A 20377-nucleotide genomic window follows, 5' to 3' on the forward strand; every position below is an offset into this window, starting at 1 on the left:
ACGCCGGGAGGTGGGCGCGTCGAAGACGCAAATTCCGCCAGCCCGATTTTACCAGAGTGGAGATGACCGACCACGTTATGCCATTGCAATAAAATGGCATTCTATTGTTCCATAATCTGTCTTATGCGATTATTTGTTGTAGCCGCAAAGTTAGAATGTCCTACTTTAGCAAAGTTAGAGTGTCACGCTCCCCGCGCTTGATAACGCGGAGACGATCAGATGGGATTGATAGCGATGAGCGAGCGCGACCTGCAGCGGATCGAAGTTTTGTCGAAGGTAGCGGCTGGCCGTATGACGATGGTGTCGGCGGCACATGTGCTCGACGTGAGCACGCGCCAGGTCCGGCGTCTGTTGATGCGGATGAGCGTTGGTGGTGCGGCATCGATCCGGCACAAGGCGATTGGCCGTCCGTCGAACAATCGGATCGGCGACGGCGTTCGGGATTATGCAGTGACGCTGGTTCGCGAACACTATGCAGACTTCGGTCCGACCCTGGCTTCAGAGATGTTGGCTGAGCGGGATGGATTGTGTGTGTCGCGCGAGACGCTGAGGCACTGGATGATCGATGCCGGCATCTGGTTGTCGCGCAAGCAACGTCGGACGTTTCATCAACCGCGGCTACGACGCGAGGCCTATGGCGAGCTGGTGCAGATTGATGGCTCTGACCATCGCTGGTTCGAAGACCGAGGCGATCCCTGTTCGTTATTGGTGTTCATCGACGATGCGACAGGCAAGTTGATGCAATTGCGGTTCGTACGGTCGGAAAGTGCGTTCTCGTATTTTGAAGCGCTAGGGCTGTATTTACGTGAACATGGCGCGCCGATAGCATTCTATTCAGACAAGCATTCGGTGTTCCGGGTGGCAAAGAAGGATGCCAGAGGTGGTCAGGCCATGACGCAGTTCGGGCGTGCACTCTGTGAGCTAAATATCGAGATTCTTTGCGCAAATTCAAGTCAGGCTAAGGGCCGCGTCGAACGGATGAACCGGACATTGCAGGATCGCCTGGTCAAGGCACTGCGACTTGCCGGGATCGACAGCATGGAAGCCGGCAACGCGCTTCTGGCGAGTTTCATGAGCCGGTATAATGCTCGATTTTCGATCGCCCCTGCCCGTTCAGATGATTTGCACCGACCGCTGAATCTGGCGCCGGATCGATTGACGGAGATCCTGTGCAAGCGCGAGCAGCGTTACGTCGGAACACAGCTAACATTTTCGTTTGAACGCAAGCGGATCATGCTGGCGGAGACCGAGGTGACGCGTGGTCTGGTTGGCCATTATGTCGAGACCTATGCCTATGCAGATGGTCGCCTCGATGTGCGCTGGAAGGGTTATTCCCTGCCCTACAAAGTGTTCGACAAGGACCAGCGGGTGACGCATACGGCAATTACCGAGAACAAACGGCTCGGGGATATTCTGGCTTACGTCAAGGAGCGCCAGGACCAGCATGTGCCGCCGGTCGTCAAAACCAATAGTGACAAAAACGGCTATCAGAAGCGTGGCCGCAAGCCGAGGACAGATTACATGAACGATCCGGCGGTGATTGCCCGGCGAGAGAAAGCGCTGTCGAGACCTGCCGCGGAATGAGTGATCGTTTGAATAGCCTCAAAGCTCACATGAGGATTTTGGCGTCAAGATCAATCATGGCTTCATAGCGTGCCCCTTCGATTTCATATCGAACCCATGGTCTGAGCCACCTTGCTTGACGCGGCACGTTTCCGTCACCGGTTCAAACTCACATACGGTCGCCGTTTTGTCCGGCTGCACCATTATCCCGCTTGCGTAGCGGCAAGGCTCAGGAGAACGGGACCAATCTAAAGCGCGGCATTTGAAGCCCGACTTTGAGGCGGTTCGCTCACCTGGATCCGCCAGGAGTGATCAGTCCTGGAAGATTTGTGTGTTCGGTCATTTCTTGGTCGTCAGGCGGTCTTCATGACAGCCCCTTCGATAACAACACCCGCAGTAACAAACTTCCACAGCGCGATAAGGAGCTTGCGCGCAAGGGCAACTATCGCGGCTTTCTTTAAACGTCCCCCGTTCAACTGAACCCGATCCACAAACCAACGACTGAGCGCTGACGCTGGCTGATTGCGTAGCCAAAGCCACGACAGTTGAATCATCGTGGTGCGCAGCCGAGGATTCCCTGCTTTTGAGACACCCTGTTCGTGGTCAATCGTCCCGCTCATCCATGGGGTCGGTGTCAAACCTGCATAGGCGGCAATCTGCCGCCGATTATCAAAATGCCGGGACAGTGCTTCGGTCCAAAGAACGGCGGCAAATTCAGCGCCGACACCCTTTAAGGACAGCAGCATCGCTGCGGGCGAGGTTGCCTCAACCGCTGGCTGCTCATACGTCGATAGGAGAGAATTACGCTCGCTTTCCACTGTAGCAATCTGTTCAAGCAGCAACTCGAGACGGTCGAGTTCGCGATTGATTTGAGCCTTTAGGTGTTTCGGCAACTCGCGCCCATCTCCCGTCTGGAGCTCCTCCAGGCGCTTACGGCGATCCTTACGGAGCGGTTGATAGCCGCTGACGCCTTGAGCGAAGAGCAGCCCCTTCACTCGATTGACATGCCTGACCCGTTCAGCAATCAAAACTTTGCGTTCCCGGCAAATCCGACGCCGATCTTCGTCCTTCGGATCTGGCGCTCTGACCATCGCACATACGCGTGGCTCGCCGCGCTTGAACGCGAGCAATGTGCGCGTCAGAGCCTCTCCATCAATCTTGTCGGTCTTCGCACGCCGACGTCGACGGGAGGTCGCGATCGAAGCTGCGTCGACAACGTAACTTTCGATGCCGCGAGCCTCCAGCACGCGGTGTATCCAGAAGCCGTCCAATCCGGCCTCTTGGATCGTCACGATGGGAAATAACTTCCCTGTTCTCAACCGCGCCTTCTGTTGTAGCTGCTCAAACCGATCCAGCAGCTCGGCCACATTGCCACCGGCCACTACATGCTTCGACATCTTCTCGCCACTGCCCGGCGACAACGAAGTGATCAACCAGGTCGATCGGCTCAGTTCCAATGACACAAAAATTGCGCCAAGATCAGTGCGGACAGCGGTCGGATGAATGGATGCAGGTTTCATAAACTTCTCCTCCTGAGCGAGTGTTTTGATGCAACCTCACTCTGCCAGAGCGGCGGCCGCTGTTCACTCCTCATGGGATCTAAAGCCGAAGAGGTGTTCTTATCACCCGCCCCGATCTGATCTTGCAACCGGTATCAGCCGCTCAGATCGGGACTGGTCGCTGCGCCGTGCGGCGACCAGGCGGACATTTCGACTTTGCAGGCCGGCGGACATTTCAACCTTGCCGCCACATTAACTGTAGGAGGGTACATTCTATCTCGAACTGCAACAAAGGCGCTAAGCTGCCTGCTTTTCGGGAGCCATGGTTTGATCCGTACCTTTTCGCATTTGAGTTTTGACGAACGCCGATCGATTTCCAGGATGTTGGATCAGAAGTTTAGCCAGTCTGAGATCGCCAGACGCCTCGGCCGGGACCGTGCGACCATCTCCCGGGAGATAAAACGCAACTACTGGCACGATCAGGAATTCCCCGATGCCGAGGGCTACTGGGCGATGACCGCCAACGACATGGCGCGCGACAGGCGCCGGCGGATCGGCAAGCTCTTTCGTCGCGAGGATCTGCGGAACGAAGTGATCGGAAAGTTGGAATCCGGCTGGTCGCCGGAACAGATCGCTGGACGACTGAAGATCGAACCAGCGGCCAAGGCAAGCGTCTCTCACGAGACGATCTACCGGTATGTCTATTCACCAGAAGGACAACGGCAGCAACTCGCGCGGCTTCTCCCGGAACGGCGGAGAAAGCGCCGGCCGCGATATGCTCGCAAGCCGCAGAATCCAGTCTTTCCAGATGAGCGTTCGATCAAACATCGGCCGGAAGCCATCAACGATCGCAAGGAATTCGGTCACTGGGAAGCCGATCTCATGATCTTCGAAAGGGTTCAGGGCAATGCCAATGTGGCAACTGTTGTTGAGCGGACGAGCCGGTTCACCATGCTGTTCAAGAACAACGACCGGCAGTCCAAGCCGATCATGGAGCGGCTCATCGACGTGCTCAGCCCCCTGCCCAGGCATGCCCGGCAAAGTTTGACGTTTGATCGCGGATTTGAATTCGTCTCCTGGCGGCGACTGAAGCAGGGAATGGGAACCGATGCATGGTTCTGCGATCCGTCTGCGCCCTGGCAAAAAGGCTCCGTTGAGAACATGAATCGGCGGATTCGGCGTTACCTGCCGAGGGATACTGCTGTCCTGTCAGTTCCTGATGAATCGATACGATCGCTGATCGATCGGTTGAACAGTACGCCGAGAAAATGCCTTGGTTTCCGCACCCCAGCTGAAGTGTTCAGGCGTGAAGTGAACAAATGACGGCAAGCCGGGGCGGAGGACGGATTTTATGAATGATCCTGCGGTGATTGCGCGGCGAGAGAAAGCGTTATTAGGCAGCCAGCGGCAGAATAGAGATCGTCAATGCACGCCGATATCGCTTTGCGTATCCGATTCCAACTGCAGGCAAGCTGCCCAAAGTAGCGTCTTGTGGAAGGATCCATCCTGCAGAAGAGTGAGCCCCTCTCGTGCCTCGCAGAGCAAGCCGAGCCAGCATAAGCGTTGGAAGACGCCATACTGAAGATCGGATTTCAACTCCCAGGCTTCTATGGTCATTTCGGTGTCCGACAAAGGCGCCAGCTCTGGATAGAGGATTTTCACAACGTCCATTGGCGTGCAACCTTCTCTGGCCTTGATATTGAGAAGATTGAGGAACATGCGCCACCAGCGTAACCGCGCTCGGATCTCCTCTTCCCGCTCGGTGGCGTGGACATAGGAATAGAGATAATCCGTGGCGACCAGATCGAAGAAGGCTTGCGGGTTCACCAAAAACTCCCGGCCGCGTCTGGTTGGCAGCAGCACATCCTTTTTCCGGCGAAGAAGCTTCAGATGACGGGCCATGTCGCGCACGACCCAAAGCGGCGGCATGTCGCTTTCATTGAGCACCTTGTTCATGCTGTAGAGGTCCTCGGCTGTGAATCCTGGCCAGAGGAAGTGCACAGCGGCCCAATGCACGAACTTGCGGTTCATGGCGCCGGTCGCCGTCAATCCTATGCCACCCTCACCGTCAGCATAGGCAACCGAAAGAAGCATGCCGCGAAGAAGTGGTGACAGCGCGGCGACGTCGACGTCACCTTGCAGGTTGATTTCCGGAAGCATCGTGCGGCTTTGATCCCCAACTGCGCCATGCAAGTCCCAGCGAGTATCGAGCGGTAAAAGAACAATTGCTAGTGAGAAAGCTAAAGCCGAAGGGGTGCGTCATCACCCGCCCCCGCTCCGCCCTTTCAACCCGGCCCAGCCGGTCGGATCGGGGGCTGATCTCCCTGCCCTGTAGTAGCCTTTAAGCCCTTGTTGCATTTACATTAGAAGTCACAGAGCTATTTAGTAATGCGACAGTTGGGCCAGTTAGAGATGCGACAGTCTCGCCTCTCGACGTGCTGGTCAATGCCAACGTTGGGAGCAAGGATGACGACTTTCAGCCTGGTCGAGACCATGAGCGGTCGGAGTCGTCATGTCCTGTTTGATCACCATGTCGCAGAAAGAATTGCATCGCCTCGAAGTTGTTCAGAAGATCCGTGATCGACGCCTGAGCGTCGTCCAGGCGGCTGAGGTGCTCGATCTCAGCCGAAGTCAGGTTCCTAGGCTGCTGCAGGCTTATGATCGTTCCGGTGAAGCCGGTCTTGTTTCGAAGAAGCGATCACGGCCAAGCAATCGGCGCCACAGCGAGGATTTTCGCAATGCGGCGCTGGATCTGATCCGCGAAGGCTATCCGGATTTCGGTCCGACGTTAGCACGCGAGAAACTGATCGAACTGCATCAGATTTCGGTCGCCAAGGAGACGTTACGCCAATGGATGACCGAGGCCGGCATCTGGATCTCGCGACGCGAACGCAAGAAGCGGGTTTTTCAGCCGCGCGGCCGGCGGGATTGTCTCGGCGAGCTCGTCCAGATCGACGGTTCGCATCACTGGTGGTTTGAGAACCGCGGTCCCAAATGCGCCCTGCTCGTCTACATCGATGATGCTACCGGCAAGCTGCTGCATCTGCGGTTCGCCGGATCGGAGAACACCTTCGACTACGTGCATGCGACGAAGGCCTATCTGCAGCAATGGGGCAAACCTCTGGCATTCTATAGCGACAAGCACGGTGTCTTCCGCCCGGTCCATGCATCGGAGAAGGACCGGACGAGCGGCCTGACGCAGTTCGGTCGTGCCCTTTATGAGCTCAACATCGATATCATCTGCGCCAACACCCCGCAGGCCAAAGGTCGCGTGGAACGCGCCAATCAGACGCTGCAGGATCGATTGGTCAAGGAACTACGGCTGCGCGGCATCGACACGATCGAGGCGGCAAACCTCCATGCACCGGCGTTCATTGCGGATTTCAATGCTCGTTTCGGCAAGTCGCCGTGCAATCCGAAGGATATGCATCGGCCGCTGGCCGCGCATGAGAACCTCGATGCCGCCATGTGCCGGAAGGAGGTCCGCACGCTGTCGCAATCCCTGACGCTCCGCTACGACAAGGTCCTGTTCATCCTCGATCCGACGGAACAGGCCAAGGCGCTGGCGGGTAAGAAGGTCGTCGTCTGCGACTATCCGGACGGTCGCCCCGAGATCATGCACGAGAGTTTTGCCCTGCCCTACAGAACCTTCGATAAGTTGCGATCGATACATAGACCCGAAGTCGCCGAGAACAAGCGTTTGGACGACATGCTTTCGATCGTCGCTGAGCTGCAGGCTGGACGTGAACTGCAGCGCAGTAAGAGCGGCCCGCGCCGCACCGGTCAGACGGATCATATGTTTGGGATACCGGATGGTAGCCAGGGCAATGGTTATCAAAAGCGTGGTCGCAAGCCCGGCCGGCGGATGGACTTCATGAACGATCCGGAAGTCATTGCCAAACGGCAGAAGGCGCTGGCGCGGATGGAGGCTGCGGAATGAATGGTGTCGGCATAGTCTCAAAGCTCACATGAGGATTTTGGCGTCAAGATCAATCATGGCTTCATAGCGTGCCCCTTCGATTTCATATCGAACCCATGGTCTGAGCCACCTTGCTTGACGCGGCACGTTTCCGTCACCGGTTCAAACTCACATACGGTCGCCGTTTTGTCCGGCTGCACCATTATCCCGCTTGCGTAGCGGCAAGGCTCAGGAGAACGGGACCAATCTAAAGCGCGGCATTTGAAGCCCGACTTTGAGGCGGTTCGCTCACCTGGATCCGCCAGGAGTGATCAGTCCTGGAAGATTTGTGTGTTCGGTCATTTCTTGGTCGTCAGGCGGTCTTCATGACAGCCCCTTCGATAACAACACCCGCAGTAACAAACTTCCACAGCGCGATAAGGAGCTTGCGCGCAAGGGCAACTATCGCGGCTTTCTTTAAACGTCCCCCGTTCAACTGAACCCGATCCACAAACCAACGACTGAGCGCTGACGCTGGCTGATTGCGTAGCCAAAGCCACGACAGTTGAATCATCGTGGTGCGCAGCCGAGGATTCCCTGCTTTTGAGACACCCTGTTCGTGGTCAATCGTCCCGCTCATCCATGGGGTCGGTGTCAAACCTGCATAGGCGGCAATCTGCCGCCGATTATCAAAATGCCGGGACAGTGCTTCGGTCCAAAGAACGGCGGCAAATTCAGCGCCGACACCCTTTAAGGACAGCAGCATCGCTGCGGGCGAGGTTGCCTCAACCGCTGGCTGCTCATACGTCGATAGGAGAGAATTACGCTCGCTTTCCACTGTAGCAATCTGTTCAAGCAGCAACTCGAGACGGTCGAGTTCGCGATTGATTTGAGCCTTTAGGTGTTTCGGCAACTCGCGCCCATCTCCCGTCTGGAGCTCCTCCAGGCGCTTACGGCGATCCTTACGGAGCGGTTGATAGCCGCTGACGCCTTGAGCGAAGAGCAGCCCCTTCACTCGATTGACATGCCTGACCCGTTCAGCAATCAAAACTTTGCGTTCCCGGCAAATCCGACGCCGATCTTCGTCCTTCGGATCTGGCGCTCTGACCATCGCACATACGCGTGGCTCGCCGCGCTTGAACGCGAGCAATGTGCGCGTCAGAGCCTCTCCATCAATCTTGTCGGTCTTCGCACGCCGACGTCGACGGGAGGTCGCGATCGAAGCTGCGTCGACAACGTAACTTTCGATGCCGCGAGCCTCCAGCACGCGGTGTATCCAGAAGCCGTCCAATCCGGCCTCTTGGATCGTCACGATGGGAAATAACTTCCCTGTTCTCAACCGCGCCTTCTGTTGTAGCTGCTCAAACCGATCCAGCAGCTCGGCCACATTGCCACCGGCCACTACATGCTTCGACATCTTCTCGCCACTGCCCGGCGACAACGAAGTGATCAACCAGGTCGATCGGCTCAGTTCCAATGACACAAAAATTGCGCCAAGATCAGTGCGGACAGCGGTCGGATGAATGGATGCAGGTTTCATAAACTTCTCCTCCTGAGCGAGTGTTTTGATGCAACCTCACTCTGCCAGAGCGGCGGCCGCTGTTCACTCCTCATGGGATCTAAAGCTGAAGGGTGCCTCTCACCCGCCCCCTCCCTACCCTTGCAACCCGGCCCAGCCGGTTCGGTCGGGGGCTGATCGCCAGTGCCAGTGTCGCGTTTCTAACTGGCTGGCGGCGCCGCACCTCCAACCAGCTTTGACATTAATTGTAGCCGGATACATTCTATTTGCCAGTGCGACATGCCAGAAAAAACAATGGCTTCCCTTTGGAGATTTTGGAATGTCTCGATGCTATTTGCAATTGACGCTTGCCGACCGACGCCGGCTGCACCAGATTGTCGAACGTAAGGTGTCGGTCAATGAGATGGCGCGCCAGCTCGGACGGCACCGATCGACGATCTATCGCGAGATTCGGCGCAATACGTTTCATGATCGCGAGCTTCCCGCCGAGAGCTTCCTCACACATTTGCAAGAGGGGTATGATCCCCTACCCTCAAAACGGCATGATGCACTTGGGGTAGATTCTCCACATCAGCTTTTCCAACGAAAGAGACGGCATTACTCGATATCCTTCAGCGCATCGAGGGGGCCGGTCAGCGCTGTGCGTGGTGGGACGAGCGATGGTTGCACAAGATGCGTCAGTATCGGAGGTCGGTTGGCATCAAGGATCGCAAACCCCTTGGTGATCATGGCCTCGCCATCCTGCCGGATCATGAAGACGGGGAATGGTAGGAAGGAGCCGAAGGGGTCATAGTCGTAGCAGCCGACGATGATATCGGCGAAGGTCTCGTGCGGATGCAGCGCGAGGAAGCGCATCAGCCCTTCGAGGTTGATCGAGGAATTGACGAAAAATGTGCGCGGCAGCTTCCCATGGCCTTCGTAGAAGACTTCGAAAGCGCGGGCGGTCATGGCGGGGGAATAACCGGTCGGCTGGATGCAGATGTCCGGATCCGCGCCCAGCAGTGCGCGCTTTACGTCACGAAAGCCGCGAATACGTTCATGGCTGGCATGGTCGTTGCGACCGCCGAACAGGTACACATCGTCAGGTGAAAGCGGCCCATCCTCCTGCGCGCGCTCGATGATCGCCTGTGTCAGCATGCGCGCGCCTTCGTAATTGTCGCTGATGATCGACGGCGCCAGCGTGCCCGGCAGATCGATGTTGACGTGCTTCAGCCCGGCTTTTTCGCACACCGCGTGGACACCGTCCGGATCGGTTGCGCCGGCGATGAAGAGTTCGTCGATAGAATAGGAAATCAGCGTCTCGACAACCTGACGCTCCTCCTCCGGATCGCGACAGGCGCTGACGACAAGCGGGCACTGGCCACGGTTCCTGGCCTGGGCCTCGAAGGACTGCGCCATGGAGGAGAAATAGCGATTGTCGTGCACAGGCAGCAGAAGGCCGACGAGGCCGGAGCGGGACGAGCGCAGGCCACGGGCCTGCAGGTTCGCTGTATAGCCGTGCTCGTTTGCCAGCTTCTGAATAAGCTCGGCCGTTGTCTCCTTGATACGCCGCTTCCGCCAGCTTCCATTCAGCACGGCGCTTACGGTGGAAGCCGACGCACCCGATAGCACCGAGAGATCGTAAATGGTCGCCTTCTTCTTGCTGATGCCTGTCATACCCTGCCCTTCCTTTGCCGTTCCCTTAGAAACAAACCCCTCTTGACGAAAGCCCTGCCTTGTTCGATAGTCATTGCACCATCGATTGTGCAAAAAAGAAAGATCGATTGTGCATTGATGGCTCGCCGGAGGAGGCGAGACGGGAGGCAAGGGTATCCCTCGCCAAGAAACAACCAGGAGCAACCTGCCGCAAAAGCGGCTGGTGGTCGTCGTTCGCATGAGCGACCTTTGAGGAGGAGTGAGGATGAGGAAACTTATCATAGCGGCATTTGCTGCATCGCTGTCGCTTGCCGGGGCAGTCGCCGCGTTTGCGCAGGACGCGCCGAAGGTCGGCATTGTCGTCAAGATCGGCGGCATTCCGTGGTTCAACGCAATGGAGGCCGGCATCAAGGAACAGGGTCAGAAACTGGGTGTCGATGCCTTCATGATCGGACCGACCAGCGCCGACCCGGCCCTGCAGGTGCGTGCCATCGAGGATCTGATTGCTCAGGGCGTCAAGGTGATCGGTGTGGTTCCTAACGACGCCAAGGTGCTCGAGCCGGTGCTGACCAAGGCGCAGGCGGCCGGCATCAAGGTCATTACCCATGAGTCACCTTCGCAGAAGGGCGCCGACTGGAATTTCGAGCTCGCATCTTCCACCGGATTCGGCGAAGCGCATGGCAAGCTGCTCGCCGAAAAGATGGGCGGCAAGGGCGAATATGCCGTCTTTGTCGGTTCGTTGACCGTCCCATTGCACAATGCCTGGGCCGATGCCGCAATCGCCTACATCAAGGCGAATTATCCGGACATGAAGCTCGTCGGCGATCGCTATGGCGTTGCGGAAGACGTTGACAAAAGCCGCTCGACGGCGCTCGACCTGATTGCCGCTCATCCGGATCTGAAAGGCTTCCTCGCCTTCGGCAGCCAGGGTCCGATCGGCGCGGGGCGTGCCGTCGAAGAACGCCGCAAGACAGGCAAAATCTTCGTCCTCGGCCCGTTCTCACCCGGCCAGGGCCAGAAGCTGATCAAGGCGGACGCGATATCGGGCGGCTTCATGTGGAACCCGAAACAGGCCGGCGAAGTGTTCGTCACGCTCGCCGATCGGCTGATCAAGGGCGAGAGCATCAAGGAAGGCGACGACATTCCAGGTCTCGGGGTGATCAAGCCGGCCGGCAACGACATCATCGTCGACCAGTTGCTGCCGATCAACAAGGACACGGTCGACGACCTGGCCGCAATGGGTCTCTGAAAGAGATCCCCTCCCCCGGTGTCGGGCCGGTCCATGCCGACCGGCCCGACATTCGGCAAAGAAAGCGGTATCCGGCCAGGGCCGGGGCCATCGACCCTTCATGGCATTCGATCGGACAGGCAACCGGCATGAGCACGGCAACGGATGAGGGCGTGAAGGCCCAGCCTCTTCTTTCGCTCCGCGGCATCAACATGACATTCGGCGGCGTGAAGGCGCTGAAAAACGTCTCCTTCGAGGTTTTGCCCGGCGAAGTGCATTGTCTCGCCGGCGAAAATGGTTCCGGCAAGAGCACGCTCATCAAGGTTATCTCCGGCGTGTATCGGCCTGCCGAGGGCGCCGAGATCGTGTTCAACGGCGAGGCGATATCCCACATGACGCCGGGCATGGCCCAGTCCCGCGGCATCCAGATCATCTGGCAGGATCTTGCGCTTTTTCCCGAAATGAGCGTGGCGGAAAACATCGCCTTCCAGACCCTTTCCGGTTCGCGCCCGCGCTTTGTCAACTATGGCGCGATCCGGACGATCGCGGAGGGCGCGCTCGCCCGACTCGGTGTCAGCCTTGAGGTCGACAGACCGCTGAAGGACTTCGCCATCGCGCAACGCCAGATCGTGGCGATAGCCCGTGCGCTGGTCGGGCAGGCCCGGATCGTCTTCATGGACGAGCCGACCGCCTCGCTCACCCAATCGGAGACCGATCATCTGCTGGCAATTGTCCGCACCCTATCGGCTTCGGGCGTTGCCGTGGTCTTCGTCAGCCATCGTCTTGCGGAAGTGCTGGAAATCTCCTCGCGCATCACGGTGCTGCGCGATGGTGCGCTCGTCGGGGTCTTTCCGGTGGAGGGCATGACGCAGTCGAAGATCACCGAGCTGATGACCGGGCGCACCTTCGATCAGAACGTTCGCGCCCGCGACCGATCGCAGAACCCGATCATGCTTTCCGTCAGCAAGCTTTCCCGGCCTGGCGAGTTCGAGGAGATTTCTTTCGATCTGCGCCGTGGCGAGACGCTCGGGATCACGGGACTGCTCGGCTCGGGCCGCACCGAACTTGCGCTTACGCTATTCGGCATGCGCCGGCCGGGCGCCGGCAAGATCAAACTGGAGGGAAAAGCGGTGATTTTTGCGTCCAACCGCGAGGCGATTGCGGCCGGTGTCGCCTATCTGTCGGAGGATCGACTTTCACTCGGTCTCAACCAGCCGCAATCCATCGCCGACAACCTGGTTATGGCCTCGCTCAACCGCATCTTGAGCGGCCGGCTGATTTCGCCCGATAAGAAGCACGCGCTCGTTGCCCGCTGGATTGCCGATCTCGGCGTCAGGATCGGCAAACAGGGCGATGCGATCTCGACGCTTTCGGGCGGCAACCAGCAGCGCGTGGCGATCGCCAAATGGCTCGCCACCGATCCCAAGGTGCTTATCCTGGACGCTCCCACAGTCGGCGTTGATGTCGGCGCGCGCGCCGGCATTTTTGAAATCGTTGCCCGTCTCGCCGAGGCTGGGCTGGCGATCATCCTCATATCGGACGAGGTGCCGGAGGTGTATTTCAACGCCGACCGGATCATTCACATGGAAAAGGGCCGCATCGCCGGCTGGCACGATCCGCGCACGACCACGCTGAAGGACCTGGAGGCGGCCGTCTATGCGTAAGCTGCTCCTGTCCCATACCACCGAATGCGTGCTCATCGCCGTCATCATCGCGATGAGCATCTTCCTGGCCGTTGCGACCGATCGTTTCCTCACACTCGGCAATGCCTTCGACCTGCTCAATATCAGCGCCGTCAACATCATCTTCGCCGTCGGCCTGCTCGTGGTGCTGATTGCCGGCGGGATCGACATCTCCTTCGCCGTCGCCGCCTCGATTGTGCAGTATCTCACCGTACTTGCGCTCGAGCGGATCGGCGGGGGTGGCTGGACATCCGGCTTCCTGATCGCGGCAAGCATCGGCATCGTGCTCGGCCTGATCAACGCCTTCCTGATCCACCGCTTCCGCATCATCTCGATCGTCGCGACAATCGCGACCTTCAACGTCTATTTCGGCCTGCTGATGTTCTTCACCAAGGGTGTATCGCTTTACAATCTCCCCGACTGGCTGACCACCCGGGTGATCATTTACGAGCGGGAAATGGCCGACGGCAGCTGGGCGGAAATCACGCTGCCGGTTGTCGTCATGGCCGTCTGCACACTCGCCACCTGGCTCTTCATTACCCGCACGACGACCGGCCGGCAGCTCTATGCCTTCGGCGACAATCCCGACGGCGCGCGCCGCTTCGGCATCAATATCGGCGCCATGCAGTTCATAGCCTTCGGCTGGCTTGGACTGATGGCAGGCATCGCCGGGCTCATGCAGGCGCATTACGCGCAGGAGGTGGTGCCGAACGCACTCTATGGCCGCGAGCTCGACGTTCTCGCTGCCACGGTGCTCGGCGGCGCGCGGCTGGGCGGCGGCAAGGGCTCGGTGCTCGGTTGCGTGCTGGGCGTGCTGCTGGTCTCGATCACCCAGAACGGCCTCAACCTGATGGGCGTCTCACCCTTCGCCTTCAAGATGATCGTCGGAGCGATCATCCTCGTTGCGATCACGTTGTCGAGCGCTCGCATCGGCGCGCTGGCGCCCGTACTTGGGGGCCGCATATCGACCGATGGCCAACCTGCGGCAAGCGGAGAGAAGCGATGAACGCCTTCGCCGCCCGCTTCAACGCCATCTTCGGGGCTGATATGGCCGGTCCGCTGGCCGCGCTGGCGATCGTGCTGATTGTCTTCGGTGTCGCCTCGCCACATTTCCTGACGGGTGCGACCTTCGGATCCGTCGCCTTTCAGCTTCCCGAGCTCGGCATCCTGACGCTTGCCATGCTGATGCCGATCCTCACTGGCGGCCTGAACCTCGCGATCACCTTCACCGCCAACATTGCGGGCCTGACGCTTGCCTGGACGCTGCAAGCCAATGGCGGGATCGATGCCGGCCCGGCCGCCTTCCTGCTCGGCTCCCTGCTGGCGCTTGTCGTCGGCGCCGCAAGCGGCCTGGTCATGGGCCTCGTCATCGCCTTTACCCGCGCCCATCCGATCCTGGTTTCGCTGTCGATGATGATCTTCCTGCGTGGCCTCGGCGAATTCCTGACGCGCGGCGGCGATATTTCGGGTTTCCCGACCTTCATCGCCCCCATTGGCCACGGTAGCATTCTCGGCATTCCTATACCGTTGTTGATCCTGATCGCCTGCGTGATCGCCAGCCACATCCTGCTCGCGCGATCTAAGCTCGGTTTTTCCACTTATATGATCGGCTCCAATATCGAGTCCGCCCGCTATTCCGGCATCAATACCCGCAGGATCCTGGTGCTTGTCTACATGCTCTCCGGCGTGATGGCTGCCGTGGCCGGCATCATCATGCTTGCGCGCTTCAATTCGGTACGCGTCGGCCACGGAGAGTCCTATCTGCTGATCACCGTGCTCGCATGCTTCCTCGGCGGCATCAATCCGTTCGGCGGCTTCGGCCGCGTCCTGCCCGTCTTCGTGGCGCTCGTCGTGCTGCAGCTTCTCTCTTCAGGGCTCAATCTGCTCGGCGCCAACCAGCATCTCACCACTGCCGTCTGGGGCATCCTGCTCATCGTCGTGATGGTGCTGCGATGGTTCTCGGCCAAGTTCATCACAATCGCGAAATAGGAGATACGACCATGCAAGGTTTCGGCGTTCACACCAGCATGTGGACCATGAACTGGGATCGCGCAGGCGCCGAGAAGGCAATTGCCGGAGCGGTGCACTATAAAATGGACTTCATCGAGATCGCGCTGCTCAATGCGCCGGCCGTCGATGCCAGACACACTCGAGATCTGCTTGAGAAGAACAAGCTGCGCGCGGTCTGCTCGCTCGGCCTGCCGGAGCATGCCTGGGCATCCGTCCGCCCGGATGCGGCGATTGAGCACCTGAAGATTGCGATCGAAAAGACCGCGGAAATGAGTGCCGAGGCGCTGTCCGGCGTCATTTTCGGCGGCATTGGCGAGCGGACCGGCGTACCGCCGACACAAGGCGAATACGACAATATTGCCAAGGTGCTTGACGCTGCGGCAAAGCACGCGAAGAAGCACGGCATCCATCTCGGCGTCGAGGCCGTGAACCGTTATGAGAACCACCTGATCAACTCGGCCCAGCAGGCCGTCGACATGGTGGAGCGTGTCGGGGCCGACAATATCTTCGTTCACCTCGACACCTACCATATGAACATCGAGGAGAAGGGCGCGGCAAACGGCATCCTGATTGCCCGCGATCACCTGAAATACATCCATCTTTCCGAAAGCGATCGCGGCACGCCGGGCTACGGCAACATTCCCTGGGATGCGATCTATGCCGCGCTCGCCGCAATCGGCTTCAAGGGCGGACTTGCCATGGAAAGCTTCATCAATATGCCGCCGGAAGTGGCCTACGGCCTGGCCGTCTGGCGCCCCGTTGCACGCGATATGGAAGAGGTCATGGGAAGGGGGTTACCGTTCCTGCGCAACAAGGCGGAACAATACGGCTTGATCTGACCTGGTTACCAGCATTGCTCATCGTTGCGGCTGGGTCTAGCCCGAGCTTCTCGGCTGCTCCTTTACCGTGCGCCGGCGTGTTTCCTGCAACGCCATTGCCTTTCGGCCAACGCGGGGCTTAAGGCTGTTTTTCAATTTCACAGTAGACAACGCTGCGATTCGAGCCGGGCCAGACAGACACTTTCAGATCCGCCCCAGCCGCGCTTTCACCGGCGATCAAGCCCATCTCGCGTTCCGAGCGCAACAGCAGCGCCCAGTTCATAAATGTCTCCATATAACCGTCGACATCCGTTTCCGGGGAGAAGTTGGCGAACAGGAACGTGCCGCCAGGCTTAAGCATGCTGATGCACTTCTTGGTCAGCTTTACGGCGACAGCGTCCGGCAAATAATCATAAAGACCGGCAGCATAAACAAAATCGAACATTCCCAGCGCATGCCTCCCACCGAGCAGCGATTTGACCGACCCGTTGAGCGCCTCGACCGACGTGCCGGCGAAATCGCGGGCGACTGTTCCAACACTCATCGGGTCCTGATCCAAAGCGACCCAGCGTTTGATCGCGCCGGCGCCGAGCGCGCGCGACAAAGGCCCCTCGCGAAGATGGCCCGACGCGATGGCCAGGACTTCGGTGGAACCGGGCCGAGCCGAAGCGATTTCGTCTACGCGCCGCGCCAGAATGTCTCGACGCTCTCTTACCGCGACGGATGACGAAGCATTCCGGGTATAGGCGTAGATCGAACGTCCCAAGGAGCTCGATGATGCGACGGCATCCTCGATCTCGGGCCTGCCATAGATAAAGTCGAGAAGACGTGCGTCGCCGGAATAGCCGCGCGGCTTTTCAAACGACCAGCGGGTCAATGGATCTTGATGCAGATAGTGAGCAACCGGATGAGATTGCGCGATCGGAACGATGACGTCCCACACCTCCGGATGAAAGCGGCGCCGCAACTGATGCAAGGCTTCGGTAAGACGCTCGATTATCGCACCAGGCTCGACGCCGGATCTGAACTGACGGATCGACAGATCGAGGCTGACGGCAAGCTCGGCTTTCGCGACGATAAGGTCGCTCGGATTTGTCGCAGCAAACCTCCGTGCCGCCCGACGAATTTCACCCGGCGCAACAAGACTTTCACCGTCCAAGACAAGACTTCGTGCCATTTCGAGACTCCCTTGACATAGCGTTAAGCATAATCAACCTCGAAATGGGATGCGACTGGAATCTGCACGGGATAAGGGTAATTCTACTATTGCGGGTCGGAACCTGCCCCTCTACGAATGTTAAGTAATAAGACAAACCGGTTGCAGGTTGGCGAACGTAATTTTGGAGGGCGCCCGAAGCATGGCTTACCTTTTACCTTCTTCAGATCGTAGTCAGGCTGGTATCGTTGCATGAGCGCGGCTGACGCTCCTGTGCAGCGCGATGAATCAACCGACAGCTTTTCATTCGCCGAGGCCTGCAAGTCTCTGGAAACTGAAAATGATGCTGTCCGAAGGCGAAGCTCACGGCGCGGTCTTTGGATCGCGGTCGCCGTCTATGTGGCCTTTGCACTTCCCGATCGATGGCTTATCCCCGACGTTGCGTCTGCGACGATCGCCGCGCGATTCGTCGTTGCAACCATCGCGCTGCTGGCCTTCGAAGCCTTGCGACTGGCCAAAGCAAAAACCGTCTGGCTGGACATCACATGCGCCTCTGCACTGCTTGCGGGGTATTTGGGCTGGCTTTACCCGGCGATTGGCACCAGCGACGTCACCGCCATGTCATACTACATGATCTTTGGCGCGATTTTCATGATGGGCGCCAACCTGTTTTTCAGTTTCCCGTTTCGGCTTTCGGTCATCACCTCCGGCTTTGTGCTCTGCGCATTTTTCGTGACGATCGAGGCGTTTTTTCCTTCAAGCCAAACCTACAAGCTTGCCTTTGGGATGTTCTACATTTCGTGCTTTGTCTTCACGTCTTTCGTCAATTGGCGATTGAACGTGGAGCGTCGAAACGTGTTGCTGAACGCGGCGGAGGCTCGATACCAGCACTGGGAAGCGTCCGAGCGTGGAAGATCACTGCTTGAGCTTTCAAATACCGATTACCTGACAGGCATAAGCAACCGTCGCGCGCTGGATCGGCGGCTCGATGAATGCTGGGCTGCCTGGGAGGACGAACGCCGCGACTTCGTCGTGCTCCTCATCGACGTCGATTTTTTCAAACGCTTCAATGATCGCTACGGGCATCAAGAAGGAGACCAATGCCTGACTGTCATCGCCAATGCGCTGAAGGCTCTCGTAGAGTCGTCCGGTGGCATGATCGGCAGGTATGGTGGCGAGGAGTTTATCGTGGTCTTGCCTGTTGAAACTCCCAAGATCGCGATGAGCCTGGCCGAAAAGATCAGAATGGAAGTCGAGTTTCTTGCGATTGAGCACGACGGGCGACCGGATGACAGCCCGATCGTGACCGTCAGCATCGGCGTCGCCTTCACCCGCGACAAAGTTGGAGAGAAGGTTGAACGAATAGTGCGCGAGGCCGATCTTGCTCTCTACCATGCCAAAGCAAGCGGCCGAAACTGCATTCGCAGGTTTGATCCGCTGTTGCCTCGCCCGGACGACAACGCCGGTAAACTCGTCCCGCTGCTGACGGCCGCCATCGATCGCAAACTGGTCTCGCTCGTTTACCAACCGATCTTCGAGTTGACGAACGAGAAAGCAAGAGCTGTCGAGGCATTGATGCGGCTTCGGATGCCGGACGGCACCGCGGTTTCGCCGAAAACATTCATTCCGGTTGCAGAGCGAACGGGCGCTATCCTCGAGTTGGGCAAGTGGGCGATCGAGACGGCATGCCGTGACATACTGATGACCGATCGCATGGCTACCGTCAGCGTCAACGTGTCGCCCATACAACTGCGTTCCCCCGGCTTTGCTGCGAATGTCGCTGACATTCTTATCCGCTGCGGGGTCAGCGGATCGCGACTGGCCTTGGAAGTCACCGAGGGCCTGGACATGGATATGCAGTCTGAGGTGCTTAAATGCATTGCAGATCTGCGGACTCTCGGCGTCGAAATCTGGCTTGACGACTTCGGCTCCGGCTTCGCGGGCCTCTCCTGGCTGAGGGCGATCGAGTTTCAGACGGTCAAGGTCGATCGAACCTTCCTGCACGACTGCTCCAACCCGCGCGGGTTGACGATGCTTCAGGACATGGTTGCTCTCATCCGCAATCGTGGGAATACGATCCTGGTGGAAGGCGTCGAAACTGCAGCACAATTGTCCCTGCTCAAGGATCTTCGCATTGACCGTGCCCAAGGCTATCATATGGGAATGCCGGTGAGCGCTGAACTTTTGAACGCGGCATAACGCAGCTATCGCCTGCTTACCCGAGCATTCTAGAGCGCGTCCGCTTTAATCCGGGTCATACCCCGCAGCGGCGAAGTAGTTTGCACATTCCTGCGGTTTGATGAGGGGAACGATTTTACCGACGGTATCCCACAAGGCATCGACGGAGCGCTCGGCCTTGGCCCGCAGAAGCGCTTTCAGTTTGGAAAAGGCCATCTCGATTGGGTTAAAATCGGGGCTGTAGGGCGGGAGGTAGAGCAGCCTGCAACCAGCAACTTCTATGGCGTGCCGAACACCTTCGGCTTTGTGTGCAGGCAAATTGTCCATGATAACGGTGTCGCCGGGCCTGAGTGTCGGCACCAGAACCTGCTCGATATAGGCCAAAAATGCCACGCCGTTCATCGGTCCGTCGAGTACCATCGGTGCGGTCATTCCGGAAAGCCTAAGCGCCCCTGTAAAGGTCGTGGTTTTCCAGTGGCCATGAGGAACCGCTGACCGGCAGCGTTCGCCGCATTGGGATCGCCCGCGTAATCGAGACATCTTCGTGGAGAGACCAGTCTCATCGATAAAAATAAGCTTGGCGGGATCGAGATCGAGCTGACCATCAAACCAGGCCTGCCGCCGTTTCAAAAGGTCGTCTCGCTCCTGCTCCAATGCATGTGCGGTCTTTTTTTAAAGGTCCAGCCCCGCTTGCGAAGCCACACGTCAAGAGCACTGCGGCCGATCACGACAGACCGCTCCTCACTCAAGCGCAGGACCATTTCGTTGAGCGTGATGTCTTTCTCGTCATCGATAAGGCCGATGATAAAGGCCTCATGCTCATCCAGTCTGGACCCTGAGCGTCGACCCTGTTTGCCCGCGGTCAGTTGACCCTGTCGCGCGTTGGCGATCCAGGCAATGGCCGTCGAAATCCCGATCCCAAACCGCGCAGCCGCCGAACGCGCAGACATCCCGTCCGAAGACGCAGCCAGAACTCGAATGCGAAGATCATCGCTGAACGCTCGTGACATTCATACCTCCTGATTCGAAGGCAGGGAATCACGCCAAACAAAGCATGTCACCAAAATTCCGATTCCGCGTTCAATGGACGTGCTCTAGCTTGAATGGCTTACGCTCCAGATCGGGCAAACGCCGCGGCGATGCGAAGCTTTTCAAGCGCGCCAACGAAGCGATCTGGCCCCACCCGGCTAG

Annotated in this window: 15 protein-coding genes and 1 pseudogene; 10 read left to right on the forward strand and 6 right to left on the reverse strand. The window is 58.4% G+C overall.

Annotation, left to right across the window (positions count from 1 at the left end; all coding sequences use genetic code 11):
* Window positions 1-219: 219 nt before the first annotated feature.
* Entirely contained in the window at window positions 220-1584 is a 1365-nt protein-coding gene (locus ACS4RS_RS18415) for an ISNCY family transposase (RefSeq protein ID WP_439009806.1), read from the forward strand.
* A 332-nt stretch (window positions 1585-1916) separates the two neighbouring features.
* Here the strand turns inward: ACS4RS_RS18415 and ACS4RS_RS18420 are convergent, their stop codons facing one another.
* On the reverse strand, window positions 1917-3083 hold the full coding sequence (locus ACS4RS_RS18420; RefSeq protein WP_439009802.1) for an IS110 family transposase: 1167 nt from the start codon (window positions 3081-3083) through the stop codon (window positions 1917-1919).
* A 306-nt stretch (window positions 3084-3389) separates the two neighbouring features.
* Here ACS4RS_RS18420 and ACS4RS_RS18425 point away from each other — a divergent pair, with 306 nt between their 5' ends.
* On the forward strand, window positions 3390-4385 hold the full coding sequence (locus ACS4RS_RS18425) for an IS30 family transposase (RefSeq protein ID WP_439009805.1): 996 nt from the start codon (window positions 3390-3392) through the stop codon (window positions 4383-4385).
* A gap of 99 nt (window positions 4386-4484) precedes the next feature.
* Here the strand turns inward: ACS4RS_RS18425 and ACS4RS_RS18430 are convergent, their stop codons facing one another.
* The gene (locus tag ACS4RS_RS18430; protein WP_439009804.1) at window positions 4485-5222 is read right to left on the reverse strand and encodes a hypothetical protein; all 738 of its coding nucleotides are present in this window, start codon (window positions 5220-5222) and stop codon (window positions 4485-4487) included.
* A 352-nt stretch (window positions 5223-5574) separates the two neighbouring features.
* Between ACS4RS_RS18430 and ACS4RS_RS18435 the strand changes: the two genes are divergently transcribed.
* Window positions 5575-7002: an ISNCY family transposase gene (locus tag ACS4RS_RS18435; RefSeq protein ID WP_439009803.1), complete on the forward strand. Its 1428-nt coding sequence runs from the start codon at window positions 5575-5577 to the stop codon at window positions 7000-7002.
* A gap of 331 nt (window positions 7003-7333) precedes the next feature.
* Here the strand turns inward: ACS4RS_RS18435 and ACS4RS_RS18440 are convergent, their stop codons facing one another.
* Window positions 7334-8500: an IS110 family transposase gene (locus ACS4RS_RS18440; protein WP_439009802.1), complete on the reverse strand. Its 1167-nt coding sequence runs from the start codon at window positions 8498-8500 to the stop codon at window positions 7334-7336.
* Window positions 8501-8798: 298 nt separating this feature from the next.
* Here ACS4RS_RS18440 and ACS4RS_RS18445 point away from each other — a divergent pair.
* A pseudogene (locus tag ACS4RS_RS18445) lies at window positions 8799-8963 on the forward strand (helix-turn-helix domain-containing protein); the annotation flags it as partial.
* 113 nt (window positions 8964-9076) lie between these two features.
* Here ACS4RS_RS18445 and ACS4RS_RS18450 read toward each other — a convergent pair.
* Window positions 9077-10135, reverse strand: a complete 1059-nt coding sequence (locus ACS4RS_RS18450) for a LacI family DNA-binding transcriptional regulator (protein ID WP_439009801.1) — start codon at window positions 10133-10135, stop codon at window positions 9077-9079.
* A 244-nt stretch (window positions 10136-10379) separates the two neighbouring features.
* On the opposite strand from ACS4RS_RS18450, the gene ACS4RS_RS18455 reads away from it, so the two are divergent.
* The 5 genes from ACS4RS_RS18455 (at window position 10380) to ACS4RS_RS18475 (ending at window position 15873) form a co-directional block, all read left to right on the forward strand.
* Entirely contained in the window at window positions 10380-11363 is a 984-nt protein-coding gene (locus ACS4RS_RS18455) for an autoinducer 2 ABC transporter substrate-binding protein (protein WP_439009800.1), read from the forward strand.
* 128 nt (window positions 11364-11491) lie between these two features.
* Window positions 11492-13006 carry a sugar ABC transporter ATP-binding protein gene (locus ACS4RS_RS18460; RefSeq protein WP_449313770.1) on the forward strand — a complete coding sequence of 505 codons (1515 nt, stop codon included), beginning with the start codon at window positions 11492-11494 and terminating at the stop codon, window positions 13004-13006.
* Complete coding sequence (locus tag ACS4RS_RS18465; protein WP_439009799.1) at window positions 12999-14030, forward strand: ABC transporter permease subunit; 1032 nt, start codon at window positions 12999-13001, stop codon at window positions 14028-14030. Before ACS4RS_RS18460 ends, ACS4RS_RS18465 begins: the two co-directional genes overlap by 8 nt.
* Window positions 14027-15013, forward strand: coding sequence for an ABC transporter permease subunit (locus ACS4RS_RS18470; RefSeq protein WP_439009798.1), 987 nt, complete (start codon window positions 14027-14029; stop codon window positions 15011-15013). The genes ACS4RS_RS18465 and ACS4RS_RS18470 overlap by 4 nt, the downstream gene beginning before the upstream one ends.
* 11 nt (window positions 15014-15024) lie before the next feature.
* Complete coding sequence (locus ACS4RS_RS18475) at window positions 15025-15873, forward strand: TIM barrel protein (RefSeq protein ID WP_439009797.1); 849 nt, start codon at window positions 15025-15027, stop codon at window positions 15871-15873.
* A gap of 118 nt (window positions 15874-15991) precedes the next feature.
* Here ACS4RS_RS18475 and ACS4RS_RS18480 read toward each other — a convergent pair whose 3' ends face one another.
* On the reverse strand, window positions 15992-17029 hold the full coding sequence (locus ACS4RS_RS18480; protein ID WP_439009796.1) for a class I SAM-dependent methyltransferase: 1038 nt from the start codon (window positions 17027-17029) through the stop codon (window positions 15992-15994).
* 231 nt (window positions 17030-17260) lie between these two features.
* Here ACS4RS_RS18480 and ACS4RS_RS18485 point away from each other — a divergent pair, with 231 nt between their 5' ends.
* On the forward strand, window positions 17261-19207 hold the full coding sequence (locus ACS4RS_RS18485; RefSeq protein WP_449313771.1) for a putative bifunctional diguanylate cyclase/phosphodiesterase: 1947 nt from the start codon (window positions 17261-17263) through the stop codon (window positions 19205-19207).
* 45 nt (window positions 19208-19252) lie between these two features.
* Here ACS4RS_RS18485 and ACS4RS_RS18490 read toward each other — a convergent pair.
* Window positions 19253-20196 (reverse strand): IS630 family transposase gene (locus ACS4RS_RS18490; protein WP_197727565.1). Its coding sequence is split into 2 segments (ribosomal slippage): window positions 19253-19860 and window positions 19860-20196, totalling 945 coding nucleotides; the frame shifts between segments, so codons are not numbered across the junction.
* Window positions 20197-20377: the final 181 nt, after the last annotated feature.

Source organism: Rhizobium sp. F40D2 (genome assembly GCF_051810745.2).
Classification (GTDB): Bacteria; Pseudomonadota; Alphaproteobacteria; order Rhizobiales; family Rhizobiaceae; genus Rhizobium.